This is a genomic window from Pseudomonas sp. HN2 (genome assembly GCF_020736465.1).
GTDB lineage: Bacteria > Pseudomonadota > Gammaproteobacteria > Pseudomonadales > Pseudomonadaceae > Aquipseudomonas > Aquipseudomonas moraviensis_A.
On record NZ_CP085885.1, the window covers coordinates 4,981,052 to 5,000,268 of the forward strand.

At 61.7% G+C, this 19,217-nt stretch carries 18 protein-coding genes and 1 other RNA gene; 4 read left to right on the forward strand and 15 right to left on the reverse strand.

Annotation, left to right across the window (positions count from 1 at the left end; translation table 11 throughout):
• Nucleotides 1-4: 4 nt before the first annotated feature.
• The 14 genes from LIS66_RS22000 to rsmI form a co-directional block, all read right to left on the reverse strand.
• On the reverse strand, nucleotides 5-979 hold the full coding sequence (locus LIS66_RS22000) for a D-alanine--D-alanine ligase (protein WP_227973042.1): 975 nt from the start codon (nucleotides 977-979) through the stop codon (nucleotides 5-7).
• Complete coding sequence (gene murC, locus LIS66_RS22005) at nucleotides 976-2,436, reverse strand: UDP-N-acetylmuramate--L-alanine ligase (RefSeq protein WP_042608371.1); 1,461 nt, start codon at nucleotides 2,434-2,436, stop codon at nucleotides 976-978. Before murC ends, LIS66_RS22000 begins: the two co-directional genes overlap by 4 nt.
• Complete coding sequence (gene murG / locus LIS66_RS22010) at nucleotides 2,429-3,499, reverse strand: undecaprenyldiphospho-muramoylpentapeptide beta-N-acetylglucosaminyltransferase (protein ID WP_227973043.1); 1,071 nt, start codon at nucleotides 3,497-3,499, stop codon at nucleotides 2,429-2,431. Before murG ends, murC begins: the two co-directional genes overlap by 8 nt.
• On the reverse strand, nucleotides 3,489-4,706 hold the full coding sequence (gene ftsW, locus LIS66_RS22015) for a putative lipid II flippase FtsW (RefSeq protein ID WP_016773276.1): 1,218 nt from the start codon (nucleotides 4,704-4,706) through the stop codon (nucleotides 3,489-3,491). The genes murG and ftsW overlap by 11 nt, the downstream gene beginning before the upstream one ends.
• Entirely contained in the window at nucleotides 4,703-6,049 is a 1,347-nt protein-coding gene (gene murD, locus LIS66_RS22020) for a UDP-N-acetylmuramoyl-L-alanine--D-glutamate ligase (RefSeq protein ID WP_042608373.1), read from the reverse strand. The genes ftsW and murD overlap by 4 nt, the downstream gene beginning before the upstream one ends.
• Nucleotides 6,050-6,054: 5 nt before the next feature.
• Nucleotides 6,055-7,137, reverse strand: a complete 1,083-nt coding sequence (mraY, locus tag LIS66_RS22025; RefSeq protein WP_016773275.1) for a phospho-N-acetylmuramoyl-pentapeptide-transferase — start codon at nucleotides 7,135-7,137, stop codon at nucleotides 6,055-6,057.
• The gene (locus LIS66_RS22030; protein ID WP_042608374.1) at nucleotides 7,137-8,504 is read right to left on the reverse strand and encodes a UDP-N-acetylmuramoyl-tripeptide--D-alanyl-D-alanine ligase; all 1,368 of its coding nucleotides are present in this window, start codon (nucleotides 8,502-8,504) and stop codon (nucleotides 7,137-7,139) included. Before LIS66_RS22030 ends, mraY begins: the two co-directional genes overlap by 1 nt.
• Nucleotides 8,497-9,960 carry a UDP-N-acetylmuramoyl-L-alanyl-D-glutamate--2,6-diaminopimelate ligase gene (locus LIS66_RS22035; protein WP_039761379.1) on the reverse strand — a complete coding sequence of 488 codons (1,464 nt, stop codon included), beginning with the start codon at nucleotides 9,958-9,960 and terminating at the stop codon, nucleotides 8,497-8,499. Before LIS66_RS22035 ends, LIS66_RS22030 begins: the two co-directional genes overlap by 8 nt.
• Nucleotides 9,960-11,699 (reverse strand): peptidoglycan D,D-transpeptidase FtsI family protein, encoded by a 1,740-nt coding sequence (locus tag LIS66_RS22040; RefSeq protein ID WP_172667898.1) that lies wholly within the window; start codon nucleotides 11,697-11,699, stop codon nucleotides 9,960-9,962. The genes LIS66_RS22035 and LIS66_RS22040 overlap by 1 nt, the downstream gene beginning before the upstream one ends.
• The gene (gene ftsL / locus LIS66_RS22045; protein WP_016773269.1) at nucleotides 11,699-11,992 is read right to left on the reverse strand and encodes a cell division protein FtsL; all 294 of its coding nucleotides are present in this window, start codon (nucleotides 11,990-11,992) and stop codon (nucleotides 11,699-11,701) included. Before ftsL ends, LIS66_RS22040 begins: the two co-directional genes overlap by 1 nt.
• Nucleotides 11,989-12,936, reverse strand: a complete 948-nt coding sequence (rsmH, locus tag LIS66_RS22050; RefSeq protein ID WP_042608376.1) for a 16S rRNA (cytosine(1402)-N(4))-methyltransferase RsmH — start codon at nucleotides 12,934-12,936, stop codon at nucleotides 11,989-11,991. The genes ftsL and rsmH overlap by 4 nt, the downstream gene beginning before the upstream one ends.
• Nucleotides 12,933-13,388 carry a division/cell wall cluster transcriptional repressor MraZ gene (gene mraZ / locus LIS66_RS22055; protein WP_007917012.1) on the reverse strand — a complete coding sequence of 152 codons (456 nt, stop codon included), beginning with the start codon at nucleotides 13,386-13,388 and terminating at the stop codon, nucleotides 12,933-12,935. Before mraZ ends, rsmH begins: the two co-directional genes overlap by 4 nt.
• 402 nt (nucleotides 13,389-13,790) lie before the next feature.
• Nucleotides 13,791-14,144, reverse strand: an RNA gene (rnpB, locus tag LIS66_RS22060) — RNase P RNA component class A.
• Nucleotides 14,145-14,217: 73 nt separating this feature from the next.
• Nucleotides 14,218-15,123 carry a 16S rRNA (cytidine(1402)-2'-O)-methyltransferase gene (gene rsmI, locus LIS66_RS22065; protein ID WP_016773267.1) on the reverse strand — a complete coding sequence of 302 codons (906 nt, stop codon included), beginning with the start codon at nucleotides 15,121-15,123 and terminating at the stop codon, nucleotides 14,218-14,220.
• A 177-nt stretch (nucleotides 15,124-15,300) separates the two neighbouring features.
• Here rsmI and LIS66_RS22070 point away from each other — a divergent pair, with 177 nt between their 5' ends.
• The 4 genes from LIS66_RS22070 (at nucleotide 15,301) to LIS66_RS22085 (ending at nucleotide 18,744) form a co-directional block, all read left to right on the forward strand.
• Nucleotides 15,301-17,112, forward strand: coding sequence for a penicillin-binding protein activator (locus tag LIS66_RS22070; RefSeq protein ID WP_227973044.1), 1,812 nt, complete (start codon nucleotides 15,301-15,303; stop codon nucleotides 17,110-17,112).
• Nucleotides 17,112-17,474, forward strand: a complete 363-nt coding sequence (locus LIS66_RS22075; protein ID WP_042608378.1) for a YraN family protein — start codon at nucleotides 17,112-17,114, stop codon at nucleotides 17,472-17,474. The genes LIS66_RS22070 and LIS66_RS22075 overlap by 1 nt, the downstream gene beginning before the upstream one ends.
• A 101-nt stretch (nucleotides 17,475-17,575) precedes the next feature.
• A complete protein-coding gene (locus LIS66_RS22080; RefSeq protein ID WP_042608379.1) occupies nucleotides 17,576-18,169 on the forward strand; it encodes a phosphoheptose isomerase in 594 nt (197 codons plus the stop codon).
• Nucleotides 18,166-18,744 (forward strand): BON domain-containing protein, encoded by a 579-nt coding sequence (locus tag LIS66_RS22085; RefSeq protein WP_024014250.1) that lies wholly within the window; start codon nucleotides 18,166-18,168, stop codon nucleotides 18,742-18,744. The genes LIS66_RS22080 and LIS66_RS22085 overlap by 4 nt, the downstream gene beginning before the upstream one ends.
• A 48-nt stretch (nucleotides 18,745-18,792) precedes the next feature.
• On the opposite strand, the gene LIS66_RS22090 is transcribed toward LIS66_RS22085, so the two are convergent.
• Nucleotides 18,793-19,206, reverse strand: a complete 414-nt coding sequence (locus tag LIS66_RS22090; RefSeq protein ID WP_016773263.1) for a ClpXP protease specificity-enhancing factor — start codon at nucleotides 19,204-19,206, stop codon at nucleotides 18,793-18,795.
• Nucleotides 19,207-19,217: the final 11 nt, after the last annotated feature.

Genomic DNA, 19,217 nt, shown 5'->3' on the forward strand with positions numbered 1-19,217 from the left:
GGTCTTAACCTCGCGCCTCTGTTGCGCCTGCGTCTTCAACGCTGGCGGCCAGAATGGCCAGAACCAGTTGCTGGAAATCCAGACCGGCAGCACGCGCCGCCATCGGCACCAGGCTGTGATCGGTCATGCCCGGTGCGGTATTGACTTCAAGGAACCAGAACTGCCCGTCGGCGTCCTGCATCACGTCCGCCCGGCCCCAACCGGCGATACCCAGCGCCTCACAGGCCTTGGCCGTGAGTTCCATGAGTTCCTGTTCCTTGGCCGCGTCCAGTCCGCACGGAATGCGGTACTGGGTATCGTTGGCGATGTACTTGGCGTCGTAGTCGTAAAATGTGTGCGGTGTACCCAGGGCGATAGGAGGCAACACCTGGTCACGCAGGGTGGCGATGGTGAACTCCGGACCTTGAATCCATTGCTCGACCAACACTTGCGAATCGTAGGTACTGGCCGCTTTCCATGCGTCGATCAACTCGGACGCAGAATTCACTTTGGCCATCCCGATACTTGAACCTTCATGCGCCGGTTTGACGATCAAAGGCAAGCCCAGTTCCGTCGCTGCCGAAATACAATCGGCTTCGCAGCACAGTACGGCGTGACGCGGCGTCGGAATCCCGAGGCTGTGCCAGACCTGCTTGGTGCGCAGCTTGTCCATCGCCAGTGCGGAAGCAAGAATGCCGCTGCCGGTGTACGGGATGCCGGCGCACTCGAGCAGGCCCTGCATGCTGCCGTCTTCACCGCCGCGACCGTGGAGAATGATGAACGCGCGGTCGATCTTTTCGCTGAGCAGACGCTGCAGGAAGTCTTCGCCCACATCGATACCGAACGCATCCACGCCAGCGCTTTGCAGCGCCTCGAGCACGGCGTTGCCGGATTTCAGCGACACCTCACGCTCGGCACTCAGGCCGCCGAAGAGCACGGCGACGCGGCCGAAGTCTTTTGGCGCGATCGTGGAAAACAGCTTGGCGTAGGCAGCAGTCATTTCAACTTCCCCTCGACCGACGCCGCCACGGCGCCGGCGAACAACTCACTTTTCAACAGTTTCGGTGCGAGACCGCCGATATCACCGGCGCCCTGGCACAACAGAATGTCGCCGGCACGCAGCAGCGGCTTGACCAGCGGCGCCAGATCGACACCACGCTCGATGTAGATCGGGTCGAGCTGACCGCGCTGGCGGATGCTGTTGCACAGTTTGCGGCTGTCGGCGCCCGGGATCGGCTCTTCGCCGGCCGGATAGACTTCCATCAGCAGCAGCACGTTGGCATCGGCCAGCACATTGACGAAGTCGTCGTACAGATCGCGGGTGCGGCTGTAACGGTGCGGCTGGTAAACCATCACCAGACGACGCTCCGGCCAGCCACCGCGCACGGCTTTGATCACCGCAGCGACTTCGGTCGGGTGGTGGCCGTAGTCGTCGACCAGCATCACGTTGCCGCCGTCCACCGGCAGTTCGCCGTAGACCTGGAAGCGCCGACCGACACCCTGGAAGCCTGACAGGCCCTGGACAATCGCTTCATCACTGACGCCTTCGTCGGTGGCGATGCAGATGGTCGCCAGCGAGTTGAGCACGTTGTGGTTGCCGGGCATGTTCACCGACACGTCGAGCGGCTCGCGATCCGGGCGCAGCACGGTGAAAAAGGTCTGCATACCCTGCTGACGCACATTGATTGCGCGCACATCGGCGTCTTCGCTGAAGCCATAGGTCACGGTCGGACGTTTCACCAGCGGCAGGATCTCCCGCACCACCGGATCGTCCAGGCACATCACCGCCAAACCGTAGAACGGCAGGTTGTGCAGGAATTCGACGAAGGTTTTCTTCAGTTTGTTGAAGTCACCGTCGTAGGTCGCCATGTGGTCGGCGTCGATATTGGTGACCACGGCCACCAGCGGCTGCAGGTGCAGGAAGCTCGCATCGCTTTCGTCGGCTTCGGCGATCAGGTAACGGCTGGTGCCGAGCTGAGCGTTGGTGCCCGCTGCATTCAGACGACCACCGATCACGAACGTCGGATCCAGCCCCCCGGCCGCGAACACCGAAGCGATCAGGCTGGTGGTGGTGGTTTTGCCGTGGGTACCGGCGACGGCGATGCCGTGGCGATAGCGCATCAGCTCGGCGAGCATTTCTGCGCGCGGTACCACTGGAATGCGGCGCTCAAGGGCGGTCGCGACTTCCGGGTTGGACGTGTTCACTGCGCTCGACACCACCAGCACGTCGGCGGTAGCGGCGTTCTCGGCACGGTGACCGATGAAGATCTGCGCGCCGAAGGTTTCCAGGCGCTCGGTGACCGGCGACGCTTTCAGGTCGGAACCGGAGACTTGATAGCCCAGGTTCAACAACACTTCAGCGATACCGCACATGCCCACGCCGCCGATACCGACGAAGTGGATGCGCCGGATGCGGCGCATTTCCGGTTGTGGCATGGCTTTCTGATTCTCAACCATGGGCCACCTCCAGACAGGTATCGACCACGCTACGGGTGGCATCGGGTTTGGCCAGTCGGCGGGCCGCTTGGGCCATTGCTTCGAGTCGTTGCGGTTGCATCAAGACCTCTGTCAGGCGCGCGGCAAGATCCGCGGCACCAGTCGTTCTTTGTGGCATCAGGAAGGCAGCGCCTTCGCGGGCCAAATAATCGGCGTTGCGGGTCTGGTGATCGTCGATCGCGTGGGGCAAAGGCACCAGCATCGAGGGCAGACCGGCGGCCGCCAGCTCACTGATGGTCAGCGCGCCGGCGCGGCACACCACCAGGTCAGCCCAACCATAGGCCTGGGCCATGTCTTTGATGAACGGCTGCACCTGCGCGTCCACGCCCGCGGCGCGGTAACGCTCGGCAGTCACTTCATCGTGATTTTTGCCGGCCTGATGGAACACTTCCGGGCGCAGGTCGGCAGCGACTTGGGCCAGGGCTTCAGGCAGCAATTTGTTCAACGGTTCTGCGCCCAGGCTGCCGCCAAGGATCAGCAAACGCGCTTTGCGCCCGGCCAGCGCCGGTCGCGATGTCTCGAGGAACAGCTCGCTGCGCACCGGATTACCGGTGGTACGGCGGCTGTCCGACAGAGTAAAGGTGTCGGGGAACGCTTCACACACTCGGGCGGCGAACGGCACCAGCAACCGATTGGCGGTGCCGGCGACAGCGTTCTGCTCATGAACGATCACCGGCACGCCAGCCAGTTTCGCGGCAAGGCCACCAGGGCCAGTCACATAACCGCCGAAGCCGACGACGCATACGGGTTTCAAGCGGCGCATGATCGCCCGCGCCTGCCACACCGATTTCAGCAACATCAACGGCGCCTTGAGCAGCGACAGCTTGCCCTTGCCGCGCAGACCGCTGGCGTTGATCCGGTGCAGTTCAAGCCCCGCCGCCGGGACCAGTTCGTTTTCGATGCCGCGTGGTGTGCCGAGCCAGTGCACGGTATAGCCGCGCGCCTGAAACTCGCGGGCACAGGCCAGCGCCGGGAACACGTGGCCGCCGGTACCGCCGGCCATGATCAATACGTTAGCGCCCATGAGTCGGCTCCTCGGCGAAGTCGCTCTCCTGGAATTCCATCTCTTCGCTGCCCAGGTGGGTTCGACTCTCCCACTCGATGCGCAGCAACAGGCCCAGACAGGCGCAGCAGATCACCAGCGAGCTGCCGCCGTAACTGAGAAACGGCAAGGTCAGGCCCTTGGTGGGCAGCAGGCCAACGTTCACCCCGATGTTGATCAGGAACTGACCGATCCACAGGAACGACAAGCCGTACGCCACATAAGCGGCGAAGAACTGTTTGGCTTTCTCCGCCCACAGGCCGATGTACATGCCGCGAATACACACGAACACGAACAGCGCGACAGTGCACAGCGAACCGACCGCACCGAGCTCTTCGGCGAGGACCGAAAACACGAAGTCGGTGTGCGCTTCCGGCAGGTAGAACTGCTTTTGCACGCTGTTGCCGAGGCCGACGCCCAGCCACTCGCCGCGACCGAAGGCGATCAAGGCTTGCGACAACTGATAACCGGCGCCGAACTGGTCGGCCCACGGGTCGGCGAAGTTGGTCAGACGCGCCATTCGATAGGGCTGCATCTGGATCAGCAACACCACTGCACCGACCGCCAGCACCACCATTAGCGAGAAACGGAACAGTCCGACCCCGCCAAGAAACAGCATCGCCGCCGCCGCGCCCATCATTACCACGGTGGCACCGAAGTCCGGCTCCATGAGCAACAGACCGGCCATCGGCAGCAGGACAATGAACGGCTTGAAGAAGCCCATCCAACTCTCGCGCACTTCTTTCTGCCGGCGCACCAGATAGCCAGCGAGGTAGATCACCACGAACACCTTGGCGATTTCCGACGGCTGCACGTTGAAGAAGCTGAAACCGATCCAGCGCATCGAACCGTTCACTTCCCGTCCGATGCCGGGGATGATCACCATCACCAGCAGGCCGAACGCGCCGATCAGCATCATCCAGCCGAGGCGCTGCCAGGTGGCGATCGGGATCATCATGGTGACGATGCACGCGCCCAGACCCAGCACCACATAGATAAGGTGGCGAATCATGTAATACAGCGGACTGCCCGACTGCGCCGCCGCCACTTCGGTGGACGCCGAGGCAATCATGATCAGGCCCAGGCCGAGCAGCGCCAGGCAACCGGCGAGCATCGGGAAATCGAGGTCGATGCCACGCCCGGTGATCAGCGGCGACGGGTACGGCTTGATGATGTTTCTCAGGTTCATGCCAGTTCCTCCACAGCGCGGACGAACTGGTGACCACGGTCTTCGTAATTCTTGAACATGTCGAAACTGGCGCAGGCCGGCGACAGCAGCACCACGTCACCCGGCTGGGCAGCGGCGCGGCATTGCTCGACGGCGTCGACCAGCGAGGTCGCGCGGATCAACGGCACAGCATCGCCAATGGCCTCGCCGATCTTGTCCGAGTCGCGACCCATCAGCACCACGGCGCGGCAGTTGGCCGCGACCGGATCGCGCAGATCGTTGAATTCGGCGCCCTTGCCGTCACCGCCGGCGATCAGAATCACCTTGCCGTCGATGTCCGCACCCAGGCCTTCGATGGCAGCCAGCGCGGCGCCAACGTTGGTGGCTTTGGAATCGTTGTAGTAGGCCACGCCGTCGAGATCACGCACCCACTGGCAGCGGTGTTCGAGTCCGGTAAACGTGCGCAGTGCCGAGAGCATGGCGTCGAACGGCAGGCCGACGGCGTGACCCAATGCCAAGGCTGCAAGAGCGTTGGACTGGTTATGTGCGCCGCGAACTTTCAACTCACGCACCGGCAGCAGATTCTGGAATTCGAAGGCCAGATACTTCTCGCCGTCTTCTTCGCGGATACCGAACGCTTTGAAATCCGGTTTGCTCAGACCAAAGGTCCAGCAGGGCTGGCCTTCGCCGATCAATGGACGGCTCAGGGCATCCTGACGGTTGACCACGAACTGCTTCGCGCCACGGAAGATCCGGTGCTTGGCCAGGTGATACGCCGGCAGACCGCTGTAGCGATCCATGTGGTCTTCGCTGATGTTCAGCACGGTGGCGACTTCGGCGTTGAGCTGGTCGGTGGTTTCCAGCTGAAAACTCGACAGCTCCATCACGTACAGCTCGACGTCGTCGCTGAGCAGGTCCAGCGCCGGGGTGCCGAGGTTGCCGCCAACAGCGACGCGCTTGCCGGCCGCAGCCGCCATCTCGCCGACCAGCGTGGTCACGGTGCTTTTCGCGTTGGAACCGGTGATTGCGACGATCGGCGCCCGCGCGTTACGCGCGAACAGCTCGATGTCGCCGGACATTTTCACGCCACGGGCCGCGGCGGCTTGCAGGGCTGGGGTCGCCAGCGCCAGGCCGGGACTCACGTAGAGCTCGTCGGCACGGCAGAGGAATTCGACGTCCAGCTCGCCACAACGCACTTCCACGTGCGGATAGTCACGCTTGAGCGTGGCCAGTTCCGGTGGATTTTCCCGCGTGTCGGCCACGGCAAACGACGTGCCCCGGTTCGCCAGGAAGCGAACCAGGGACATGCCGCTCTTGCCGAGGCCGACAACGATGCGGAAGTGGTCAGAAGCGATCAGAGACACTCGTTCTACCTCAGCTTCAGGGTGGCAAGGCCGACCAGGACAAGAATCACGGTGATGATCCAGAAACGGACGATCACGCGCGGCTCGGGCCAGCCCTTGAGTTCAAAGTGGTGGTGTATCGGCGCCATGCGGAACACGCGGCGACCGGTCAGCTTAAAGGAGGCAACCTGAATGACCACTGACAGGGTTTCCATCACGAACACGCCGCCCATGATGAACAGGACGATTTCCTGGCGCACGATCACGGCGATGGTGCCCAGCGCCGCGCCGAGTGCCAGTGCACCGACGTCGCCCATGAACACTTGCGCCGGATAGGTGTTGAACCAGAGGAAACCGAGGCCGGCACCAATCAGCGCACCGCAGAACACGATCAGTTCGCCCGCGCCCGGCACGTAGGGAATCAGCAGGTATTCGGCGAATTTCACGTTGCCCGACAGGTAGCAGAAAATCCCCAGGCCGCCGCCGACCATCACCGTCGGCATGATCGCCAGGCCGTCGAGGCCGTCAGTCAGGTTGACCGCGTTGCTCGAACCGACAATCACGAAGTAGGTCAGCACGATGAAGCCGGCGCCCAGCGGAATGCTGTAGTCCTTGAGCATCGGCAGGATCAGCGTGGTTTCCACCGGCGTTGCGGCGGTCATATAAAGGAAGATCGCCGCGCCGAGGCCGAACACCGACTGCCAGAAATACTTCCAGCGGCTCGGCAGGCCACGGGAGTTTTTCTCGATGACTTTGCGGTAATCGTCGACCCAGCCGATGGCGCCGAACAGCAGGGTCACCAGCAGCACCACCCAGACGTAGCGGTTGCTCAGGTCAGCCCAGAGCAAGGTGCTGACGCCGATCGACGACAGAATCAGCGCGCCACCCATGGTCGGCGTGCCGGATTTGGACAGGTGCGATTGCGGGCCGTCATTGCGTACCGATTGGCCGATCTGACGGTTCTGCAGAGTACGGATCATCCACGGGCCATAGCACAGCGACAAAACCAGCGCGGTCAGCACACCGAGAATCCCGCGCAGGGTCAGGTACTGAAAGACCGCGAAGCCTTTGTAGAACTGTTGCAGATACTCCGCTAGCAGCAGCAGCATTAATGTTTCTCCAGACTGGACCCGCACAGAGCCGCAACGATGTTTTCCATCGCTGCGCTGCGCGAACCCTTGATCAAAATGGTGGTGTTTGTGTCCTGCTCGGCGGCGAGGGCCTGGATCAGCTCGGCCTGTGTGCCGAAGTGCTGCGCCTGCTCACCGAAAGCGTTTACGGCGTGGACCATGTTCGGCCCGACTGCGTAGAGCGCGGAAACCTTGCCTCGGGCGTACTCGCCCACGTCGCGGTGCCCCTGCTCCGCCCAGTCGCCCAACTCGCCGATATCCCCGAGCACCAGGACGGTGCGGCCGGAAAAGCCGGCGAGTATATCAACGGCCGCGCACATCGAGGTGGGGTTTGCGTTGTAGGTGTCGTCGATCACGCGCATGCCGTTTTTCGCCAGTTGCGCGACGGTACGTCCCTTGACCGGTTGCACCGCGCCGAGCCCGGTGGCGATGCCGAACAGCGACACGCCCAAGGCGTGTGCAGCAGCGGCGGCGGCCAAAGCGTTGGCGACGTTGTGGGTGCCGAGCAGATTCAGTTGCACGCGCTCACTGCCTTCCGGCGTGTGCAGATTGAACGCCGGGCAGCCCCGAGCATCGGTGGCCAGATCACTGGCATGGAAATTCGCCTCGCTGTTGCTCAGGGCGAAGGTCAATACCTGACGGCCTGCCGCGCGGGTCTTCCAGATACCGAAAGCCTTGTCATCGAGGTTCAGCACAGCAATGCCATCGGCGGCGAGGCCTTCGATGATTTCACCTTTGGCTTCAACGATTTTTTCCGGGCCGCCGAACTCACCGACGTGAGCGGTGCCGGCATTGTTCAGGATCGCCACGTGCGGCTTGGTCAGCCCGACGGTGTAGGCGATTTCGCCCAGACGCGAGGCGCCCAGTTCGATGACAGCCGAGGTGTGTTCCGGCGCCAGTTCGATCAGGGTCAGCGGTACGCCGAGGTCGTTGTTCAGGTTGCCACGGGTGGCCAGCACCGGGCCGCGGGTGCGCAGGATGCTCGCAAGCATTTCCTTGACCGTGGTCTTGCCGCTGGAACCGGTCACCGCTGCCACTGGCTGAGTGAACGCAGCACGATTCAAGGCGCCGAGTTGGCCCAAGGCCTGACGGGTGTCCTTGACCAGCAGTTGCGGCAGAGCGCTGTCGGCGACTTCGCGCTCGACCAGTGCCGCCACGGCGCCTTTGCCAGCGACATCATTCAGATAATCGTGGCCGTCGAAACGCGGGCCAGTCAGGGCAATGAACAGTTGGCCGGGCTGGATCGCGCGGCTGTCAATACTCACGCCGTTGAAACTGGCATCGTTGCCGATCAGACGGGCTTCGAGCGCGTTGGTCAATTCGCTGAGTGTCAGGGCCTTAAGCATGGGCCACCTCCCACGCGGTCAGGGCATGATCGGCCTCGACCAGATCGGAAAACGCATGGCGCACGCCGTTGATTTCCTGATAGTCCTCATGACCTTTGCCGGCCAGGACAATCACGTCGTCAGCGGTCGCGCCGGCAATCAATTGCGCAATGGCCTGGCCGCGACCGGCGACGAAAGTGACTTTATCCACAGCGGTAAAACCGGCGCGGATGTCGTCGAAAATCACAGCAGGATCTTCAGTGCGCGGGTTGTCATCGGTAACCAGCACCTGATCGGCCAGACGCTCGACCACTTCGGCCATCAACGGACGCTTGCCGCGATCGCGATCACCGCCGCAGCCGAACAGGCACAGCAATTGGCCTTTGACATGCGGGCGCAGTGCGGTGAGCACTTTTTCCAGGGCATCCGGGGTGTGGGCGTAATCGACCACCACCAGCGGCTGCGTGCCGCCCCCCAGACGCTGCATGCGACCGGCCGGGCCTTCGAGCTTCGGCAGCACCTTGAGAATTTCGTCGAGGGCGTAATCCAGACCGAGCAAGGCGCCGACTGCGGCCAGAACGTTGCTCAGGTTGAAACGGCCGAGCAGTGTGCTGCGCAGGTGGTGTTCGCCCTGCGGCGTGACCAGTGTGGCGCGTACGCCGTGGTCGTCGAACTGCGCTTCGCGGCAGAACAGGTAAGCGCTGCTGTCGAGCAGGCTGTAGGTGATCAAACGCGACTCGCGTTTCTCCGCCGCCAGTTGCCGGCCGAAATCGTCGTCGAGGTTGACCACCCGGCACTTCAGGTCATTCCAGGCGAACAGCTTGGCCTTGGCCTCGGCGTACGCCTGCATGGTGCCGTGATAATCCAGATGATCGCGGGACAGGTTGGTCATCACTGCCACGTCGAACGCCAGCGCGGTAACCCGCCCCTGATCCAGACCGTGGGACGACACTTCCATGGCCACAGCTTTGGCGCCGGCCTTTTTCAGGTCGCCCAGGGTCGCTTGCACGGCAATCGGGTTCGGCGTGGTGTGCAGGCCGCTTTCCAGCGCGCCATAAAAACCGGAACCGAGGGTGCCGACGATGCCGCAATGCTGACCTAGCAGATCCAGTGCCTGCGCGACCAGTTGGGTCACGCTGGTCTTGCCGTTGGTGCCGGTGACGCCGATCAGGTTCAGGTGATGACTCGGCTCACCGTAAAAACGCCCGGCGATGTCCGACAGCTGCGCCGCCAGACCTTTCACAGGAATCAGTGGCACGTCGGTGATTGGCAGCACGGTCGCGCCTTCGACTTCATAAGCCACGGCAGCCGCGCCGCGTTGCAGGGCATCGGCAATGTGCGCGCGGCCATCGAAACGGCCGCCGGGCACGGCGAGAAACAGGTCGCCGGCGCGCACGTTGCGGCTGTCCAGCGCCAGTTCACGGATCAACAGATCGTGGCCGGCGTGGGGGAATATCTTGTTCAGACTTAATGACATCAGCCGCGCCCTCCATTGGCTTTCAGCGGAACGACCGGGGTGGCGTTGGCCTGTTGCGTAGTCGGCAGGTTGTCCGGGGTCACGTTCATCAGGCGCAGGGTGCCGGACATCACACGGCTGAACACTGGTGCCGAGACCAGACCACCGAAGTAACCGGCCTTGGTCGGTTCATCGATCACCACAACGATGGCGTAACGCGGATCGCTCATCGGGCCGAAACCGGCGAACAGCGAACGGTAGGAGTTTTCCGCGTAGCCCTTGGTACCGACCGAGGTCTTGCGCGCGGTACCCGACTTGCCGCCGACGTGGTACGCCGGAACCTGCGCACGGAACACGCCGCGCGGCGCTTCGATCACTTGCTGCAACATGCCCTGCATGGTTTTCGCCACGGCTTCGGGCAGCACCTGGGTGGTCTGCGGCATCTTGTCGGTTTTGATCAGGGTCAGCGGCGCGAGACGGCCGTTGTTGGCCAGCGCCGAGAACGCGTGCACCAGCTGGATTGCGGTGACGGAGATACCGTAGCCGTAAGACAAGGTTGCAGTTTCAGCCTTGCGCCATTCGCGATAGTTCGGCAGATTGCCGACGCGTTCGCCGGGGAAGCCCAGGCCGGTGTCCTGACCGAGGCCGACTTTCTGCGCCAGACGGAAAATGGTTTCGCCGCCGATATCGAAGGCGACCTTGCTCATGCCGACGTTACTGGAATTGATCAGGATGCCGGTCAGATCAAGCACCGGGCCTTCGGTCTTCGACACGTCTTTGATGGTGTACTTGCCGATCTGCAACGAGCCCGGATACACCTCGACGGTGTCGCTCGGTTTCCAGCGACCGGTTTCGATCGCCGCGCTCATGGAAATGGCTTTCATGGTCGAACCCGGTTCGAACACGTCGATCATCGCGCGGTTGCGCATCATCGCCGGTTGCAGGTTGCGACGGTTGTTCGGGTTGTAGGTCGGCTGATTGACCATGGCCAGAATCTCGCCGGTCTTGACGTCCATGATCACCAGGCTGCCGGCCTTGGCGCCGTTCTCGATGATCGCGTTGCGCAGCTCGCGGTTGGCCAGGTATTGCAGACGCAGGTCAATCGACAACGCCAAGGGCTTGCCGGCCTTGGCGTTTTTGGTGACCTGAACATCCTTGATCAGCCGGCCACGGCGATCCTTGATGACTTGTCGTTTGCCCGGCACCCCGGCCAGCCATTCGTCATAGGCCAGCTCGACGCCTTCACGACCGTGATCGTCGATGTCGGTAAAGCCGACCATGTGCGCGGTGACTTCACCGGCCGGGTAGAAGCGGCGGAATTCTTCGATGCCGTACACGCCCGGCACTTTCAGATCGAGCACAGCCTGGCCCTGCTCGGGGGTCAACCCGCGCACCAGGTAAATGAATTCCTTGTTGGCCTGGGCTTCGAGGCGTTCGCTCAGGGCTTTCGGGTCCTGACCCAACGCGGCGGCAAGTGCCGGCCACTTCTCTTTGGCAGTCTGCATTTCCTTGGCGTTGGCCCACAGCGTGGTCACCGGCGTACTGACGGCCAGAGGCTCGCCGTTACGGTCGGTGATCAGGCCACGGTGCGCCGGAATCGGGATGTGCCGCAGGCTGCGTGCGTCGCCCTGCCCCTTGAGGAAATCACGGTCGACCACTTGCAGGTCGATGATGCGCCAGCAGATCGCCGCGACCATCAGACCAAGCAGCGCCACCATCAGGCGGAAGCGCCATGGGAACAGCGCGCCTTCGAGTTTCATCATGGCGCCACCATCTTCACGTCAGCCGCGCCAGGGATGTGCATTTTCAGTTGTTCGGTCGCCAACACTTCGATGCGGCTGTGCGCAGTCCAGGTGCTCTGCTCGAGAATCAGCCGGCCCCACTCGGCCTGCGCCTTGTCGCGCACGCTGAGCTCGTTGTACAGAGTGTTGAGCAACTGCCGGTTCCAGTGCGCGCTGTACGACACGGCGATCGCCGAAAACAGCACGCCGATAAACAGCAGCAGCATCAGAAAGCTGCCGCCGGGCAGTGGCTTGGCGAAAAGCTTGCTCACCGCAACTTCTCCGCGACACGCATGACGGCGCTACGGGAACGTGGGTTGGCTTTGAGCTCGGCGTCGGAGGCCGTCTGGGCTTTGCCGTGGACTTTGATTTTCGGTTCGAAGGCGACGTGGCGAACCGGCAGGTTGCGCGGCAGGTTGTCGGCTTCGCCTTTCACCAGCTTGCGCATGAACAGTTTGACGATGCGGTCTTCCAGCGAGTGGAAGCTGATCACCACCAGACGACCGCCGATTTCCAGCGCTTCCAGGGCGGCGTCGAGGCCGGCTTCCAGGTCGCCCAATTCGTTATTGACGTGAATGCGCAAACCCTGGAACGCGCGAGTGGCCGGGTTCTTGCCCTTTTCCCACGCCGGGTTGGCGACTTTCAGCACTTCGGCCAGATCGGCAGTGCGTTCGAATGGCTTGATGTCACGACGTTCAGCGACGGCACGGGCCATGCGCCCGGAAAAACGTTCTTCACCGTATTCCTTGAACACCCGGGCGATTTCCTCCACCGGCGCGGTGTTGACGAATTCGGCGGCGCTGATGCCACGGGACGGGTCCATGCGCATGTCCAGCGGCCCGTCATTGAGGAAGCTGAAGCCACGCTCGGCGTCGTCAAGTTGCGGCGACGACACGCCGAGGTCGAGCAGAATGCCGCTGACCTTGCCGGTCAGGCCTTGTTCGGCAACCACCGAACCGAGCTCGGCAAAGCTGCGCTGCACAACGACAAAGCGGCCGTCTTCGGCCGCTAGCGCTTGCCCGGTGGCAATCGCTTGTGGATCCTTGTCGAATCCGATAAGTCGACCGTCCGGCCCGAGCTGGCTGAGGATCAACCGGCTGTGCCCGCCGCGCCCGAACGTGCCGTCCAGATAGCAGCCATCAGGACGTACGGCGAGAGCCTCGACGGCTTCGTCAAGCAGTACGGTGATGTGGTTAAAGCCGCTATCAATAGTCACAGGATCAAATCACGCAGTTCATCAGGCATCGCGCCCGGTTGTTGAATAGCAGCAAGGTCAGCGGCAGATACCGCGTTCCATGCATCCTCGTCCCACAGTTGGAACTTGTTCAGTTGGCCGACCAGCATCGCGCGCTTGTCCAGCTTGGCGTACTCGCGCAAACGCGGCGGAACCAGGAAACGACCACTGCCATCGAGTTCGAGGTCGACGGCATTACCAATCAATAAACGCTGCAGCCGACGGTTCTCTTCGCGAAGCGAAGGGAGTGCGCGCAACTTGGTTTCAATAATTTCCCACTCGTCGAGCGGATAGACACACAGACACGGATCAACGGCATCAATGGTCACGATCAATTGGCCGGAACTACGCGAATCGAGCTCGTCACGGTACCGGCTCGGCATGGCGAGACGGCCCTTTGCATCGAGACTGATAGCGTTAGCTCCGCGAAACACGTCAGCGTTTCTCCAATTTTTATCGTTTTGAGCTCAAAAAACCCACTTCATGCCACTTTCCGCCACTTGCGCACACTATAGGAATGCGCCCACCACACCGTCAAGGCGCGGATTAAAGGAAAAGCCTTACAGAACGGAGATTTAGCGACGTAAAAGGAGGCTCAACGAGAATCTGACGTGAAGTTTTGACCAATAACCTGATGCAGCACTGAAAGCTGCGTTCGAAAGTTAAAGTAGTTTGTTAAGAGTAAGATTTTTTCGGTATTACGAATGCGCTTCGGCTGTTGATTGAAGCAGGGTGGGAAAAGGCTATTACCGCGTTTGCCGCTGCCGGAATTTCAGACCAGGCCGGCTGATATTACACAGCCGCGTCTTCTTTGTTTCAAGCAGGGAAAGAAAAAGGTGGAGAGTCGATCTGTAAGCCGGGTTCTGTCTTGAACAGTCATTCGTCTACGATGGCCATCACTGGACATCTTTAGCAACCTACCCGGTCCCAGCGCGGGCCACGCCTTGGGACCCTATTTGGTCTTGCTCCAAGTGGGGTTTACCTAGCCACGAACTGTTGCCAGACGTGCGGTGCGCTCTTACCGCACCTTTTCACCCTTACCGGCGCTTGCGCGCTTAGGCGGTTATTTTCTGTGGCACTTTCCGTAGGCTCACGCCTCCCAGGCATTACCTGGCACTTCGCCCTATGGAGCCCGGACTTTCCTCCCCCCCCTAATTTTCATAGAGGGCAGCGACTGTCCGATCGACTCTCCGCCGCGAAGGTTAACGGCAGAGCGCCGGAAGAACAAGCGCTAAAACCCTCAGGAACGCCATGGGCGACGGCTTACACGCCTTTCTGTTTATCCAGCGCCACCTGATAAAGCACGTTTTTGCGCTCGCCGGTGATTTGCGCTGCCAGTGCGGCGGCGCGCTTGAGCGGCATTTCTTCGAGCAGCAGATCGAGGATGCGCATGGCTTCACTGCTGACCGCGTCCTCCGACTCTGGCGCGGTCCAGCCGGCCACCAGCACCACGCACTCGCCGCGCTGCTGATTGCTGTCGGACTCGACGAACGCACGCAGTTCGCTGAGCGGCAGGCCTTTGAGGGTTTCGAAGGTTTTGGTGATTTCCCGCGCCAGCAATGCCTGACGCTCGCCACCGAACACCGCTTCCATATCCTGCAAACATTCGAGAATGCGATGTGGCGCCTCATAGAAGATCAATGTGCGCGGTTCTTCTTTTACCGCTTCCAGACGCGCCTTGCGCCCGACCGATTTGGCCGGCAGGAAGCCTTCGAAGATGAAACGATCGGACGGCAATCCCGCCGCCGACAGCGCCGCAATCAACGCGCAGGCACCCGGCACCGGCACCACATTGATGCCGGCCGCACGGGCCTGACGCACCAGGTGATAACCCGGATCGGAGATCAATGGCGTGCCGGCATCGGAAATCAGCGCCACGTTGTCGCCCGCCAGCAACCGGGTAATAAAGCGGCTACCCTCATCCCGTTCGTTGTGCTCGTGGCACGCGGCCAATGGCGTGCCGATACCGAAGTGCTGCATCAGACGCGCCGAGTGCCGCGTGTCTTCCGCCGCAATCAACGCCACTTCACGGAGGATCTTCAGGGCCCGGGCGCTGATGTCGTCCAGGTTGCCGATGGGCGTCGCCACCACATAAAGCGAGCCAGCAGCGGAATTCAAAGGACCTGGAGCAGTCAAAGCGCACACCTCGTGATCGGTAAAAGCGGCCATTGTAGCGCGTCACGAGGATTGCGATGCGCTCCAGCCAAACGCGGTTTTTCCCACCGTTGTGCGCTTGCGCAACATTTACGCCAGCTAAATTGACCGATTCACACCAGTAACATCGCGCCCCGGCCAGTGCTTGGGTACAATTCCACGCTAATTTGATCGAGTATCAGGAACACTTACATGATCGCTTGCCTGCGGCTGTTCACTGCCCTCTGCCTCGCTGCCTTGTTGGCCGCGTGTGCCAGCTCCCCTTCCTCCAGCCTTGGCGAACTTCCACGGACTCCGGACGCCAGCATCGAGCAGCTGCTCGAACAGGCGGCCCAGGCCAAGACCCCGGAACAAGCCGCCCTGCTGCGCCTGAGCGCGGCGGACCAGGCTTACCGCCAAGGCAATGCCGGCCAGTCCGCGCAAATCCTGCAACAAGTGCCGGTGGAGCAACTCAAGCCGGGGCAGCAGATTTTCGCCAACACGCTGTCCGCCGAACTGGCCATGACCCGCAATCAACCGAAAGCCGCGCTGACTGCCCTGAGTCATCCAAGCTTCCAAAAGCTCGGTGAAATGCCGCAAGAGCAGCAAGTTCGCACCGGCACTGTTCACGCCCGCGCCCTTGAAGCTGATGGCCAGACACTCGCCGCTGCTCGCGAGCGTGTGTTCATCGCGCCGATGCTGGAAGGCGAAGCGGCGAGCAAGAACCACGAAGCGATCTGGACCCTGATCGCCTCGCTGCCAACCGATCAACTGCAACCCAACACCACCGATGATCTCGGCGGCTGGATGGCGCTGGCGCAAGCGGTGAAAACCGCCGGTACGCTGGAGCAGCAGCAAGCCGCGATCGACACCTGGCGCGCGCAGAATCCAAAGCACCCAGCCGCAATCAACCTGCCGCTGCCGCTGACCAAACTCAAGGAACTGGCCAGCCAGCCACTGAGCAAAATCGCCCTGCTGCTGCCACAGGACGGCCAGTTGGCTGCGGTCGGCAAAGCACTGCGTGAAGGCTTCATGGCCGCGCATTATCAGGCGCAGCAGGCCGGGCAGAACCCACCTGCCATCGAGTTCTACGACAGTTCGAAACTGACCTCGATGGACGAGTTCTATCGCAAGGCTCAGGCTGACGGCGTGCAACTGGTGGTTGGCCCGCTGGAAAAACCCCTGGTCAAACAGCTGAGCACTCGCCCGCAACTGCCGATCACCACCCTTGCGCTGAACTACAGCGAAGGCGAGCAGGGCCCGGCGCAATTGTTCCAGTTCGGTCTGGCGGCTGAAGACGAAGCTCGTGAAGTGTCCCGTCGCGCCCGCGCCGATGGTCTGCATCGCGCTGCGATCATGGTGCCGAAGGGCGAATGGGGCGATCGCGTTCTGCGCGCCTTCAGCCAGGACTGGCAAGCCAACGGCGGCAGCATCGTTGCCACCGAGCGTGTTGATCAGCCGGTGCAACTGGCCCAGCAGATTGCCGACATGTTCCAGCTGCGTCAGAGCGAAGCTCGCGCCAAGAGCCTGCAGAACGTTGCCGGCACTAACGTTGCCGCCCAGCCATCGCGCCGCCAGGACATCGAATTCATCTTCCTCGCCGCGACGCCGCAGCAAGCCCAGCAGATCAAACCGACCCTGAATTTCCAGTACGCCGGTGACGTGCCGGTCTACGCGACTTCCCACGTCTACAGCGCCAGCGGCGACGTCAACCAGTACAACGACATGAACGGCATTCGCTTCTGCGAAACCCCATGGCTCCTGGAAACCAGCGATCCGCTGCGCCAGCAAGTCACTGCACAATGGCCGCAAGCCAACGGCAGCCTTGGTCGCCTGTACGCCATGGGCGCCGATGCCTACCGTCTCGCTCCACGCCTGGGCCAGCTCAAAGCCCTGCCGGACAGCCGCATCGAAGGTCAGTCGGGCAGCCTCGGCATGACCCAGACCCAGCGCGTTGTGCGTCAGTTGCCTTGGGCGCAGTTCGTCAGCGGTCAGGTACAGCGTCTGCCGGACACGCCGCGCTGATGCCCGACAGGTCACGCTCGCAAAGCGGTAAGGATGCCGAGCGCCAGGCGCTCGAACATCTGCAACAACACGGGCTGCGCCTGCTGGCGCAGAACTGGTTATGCAAACGCGGCGAGCTTGATCTGGTCATGCTTGATGGCGATACAGTAGTATTCGTTGAAGTTCGCTACAGAAAAAACACTCAATGGGGTGGCGCGCTCGCCAGTATCGACGAGCGCAAGCAGCAGAAACTGATCTTTGCAGCACAGTATTTTCTTCAGCGCGAGTCGCGTTGGGCCAATTCCCCCTGCCGCTTCGATGTGGTGGCGATCGAAAGCCACCCCGATCAGCTGAACTGGTTGCAGAATGCTTTCGACAGTTGACCGCCTGCACGCAGCCCCGTTTTCGTCCGACACATTTTGCTCTTTGCTTTGCGGGTTGCACATTCACGTGCCGAACAGCCGCGCCACTTAAGGTCACACAGATGGACATGCAATCCCGAATTCGCCAGCTTTTCAAGGCCAGTATCGACACCAAAGAACAGGCGATGAACGTAGTTGCACCGCACATCGAGCAAGCCAGCCAGATCATGGTCAACGCCCTGCTCAACGAAGGCAAAATGCTCTCGTGCGGCAACGGCGGCTCGGCCGGCGACGCTCAGCATTTCTCGTCGGAACTGCTCAACCGCTTCGAGCGCGAGCGTCCAAGCCTGCCGGCGATTGCGCTGACCACCGACACCTCGACGATCACCTCGATCTCCAACGACTACAGCTACAACGAAGTGTTCTCCAAGCAGATCCGCGCCCTCGGCCAGCCAGGCGATGTGCTGCTGGCGATTTCGACCAGCGGTAATTCGGCGAACATTATTCAAGCGATCCAGGCCGCACATGATCGCGAAATGATTGTCGTAGCTTTGACCGGACGCGATGGCGGCGGCATGGCGTCGCTGCTGCTGCCCGAGGACGTCGAAATTCGCGTCCCGGCCTACGTCACTGCACGTATTCAGGAAGTCCACTTGCTGGCGATCCATTGCCTTTGCGATCTGATCGACAGCCAACTGTTCGGGAGTGAAGAATGACCCCTAATCGCCTTGGCCTTCTGGCCTTGACCCTGTGCCTCGGCATCAGCGGCTGCACTTCGGTGGTGAATGCCAGCCGTGAAGCGCCGATCGAAGACGACCGTGGCACGCGCACCTTCGGCAGCAAGATCGACGACTCGTTGATCGAAACCAAGGCGGGCGTGAACATCGCCAAGGCCGACCCGGCTCTGGACAACGATTCACACATCGTCATCACCAGTTTCAACGGTGTCGTCCTGCTCGCCGGCCAGACGCCACGCGAGGACCTTAAGGCCAAGGCTGAACAAGCCGCCGCCAACGTCCAGCGCGTGAAGAAAGTCCACAACGAGCTGCAAGTACTGCAACCGTCCTCCCTGCTCGCCCGTCAGAACGATGCGTGGCTGACCACCAAGATCAAGACGCAGATGCTCACCGATGCCAGCATTCCTGGCTCGCGCATCAAGGTCGTGACCGAAAACGGCATCGTCTACCTGCTGGGCCTGCTGACCAAACAGGAAGCCACTCAGGCGACCAATCTCGTTCAGGGTGTATCCGGTGTGCAGAAGATCGTGAAGCTGTTCGAATACATCGACTGACCGCAAACGTCAGGCACAAAAAAGGCGATCCATCCGGATCGCCTTTTTTTATTTCACAACCTTCAAGCTCGGCCGGCCACTTGGGCGCGGCGGCTCGCTGCCCGGTGGCGGCGAGTCGTCATCCGGATCGATGTCTTCCTCGTCGTCCATCGGCAACTCGAGGTCAAACACCATGCCCTGGCCGTTCTCCCGGGCGTAGATGCCCAGAATCGCGCTGATCGGCACGTAGAGACTGTGTGGAACACCGCCGAAGCGGCCTTCGAACGTCACCACGTCGTTGTCCATGTGCAGATGACGCACGGCACTCGGCGAGATGTTCAGGACGATCTGGCCGTCACTGGCAAAGCCTTGTGGCACCTGCACCGCCGGGTACTCGGAGTTGACCAGCATGTGCGGGGTGCAATCGTTATCCACAATCCACTCGTAGAGCGCGCGGACCAGATAAGGTCGACTGGAGTTCATAGCGGCTCCTT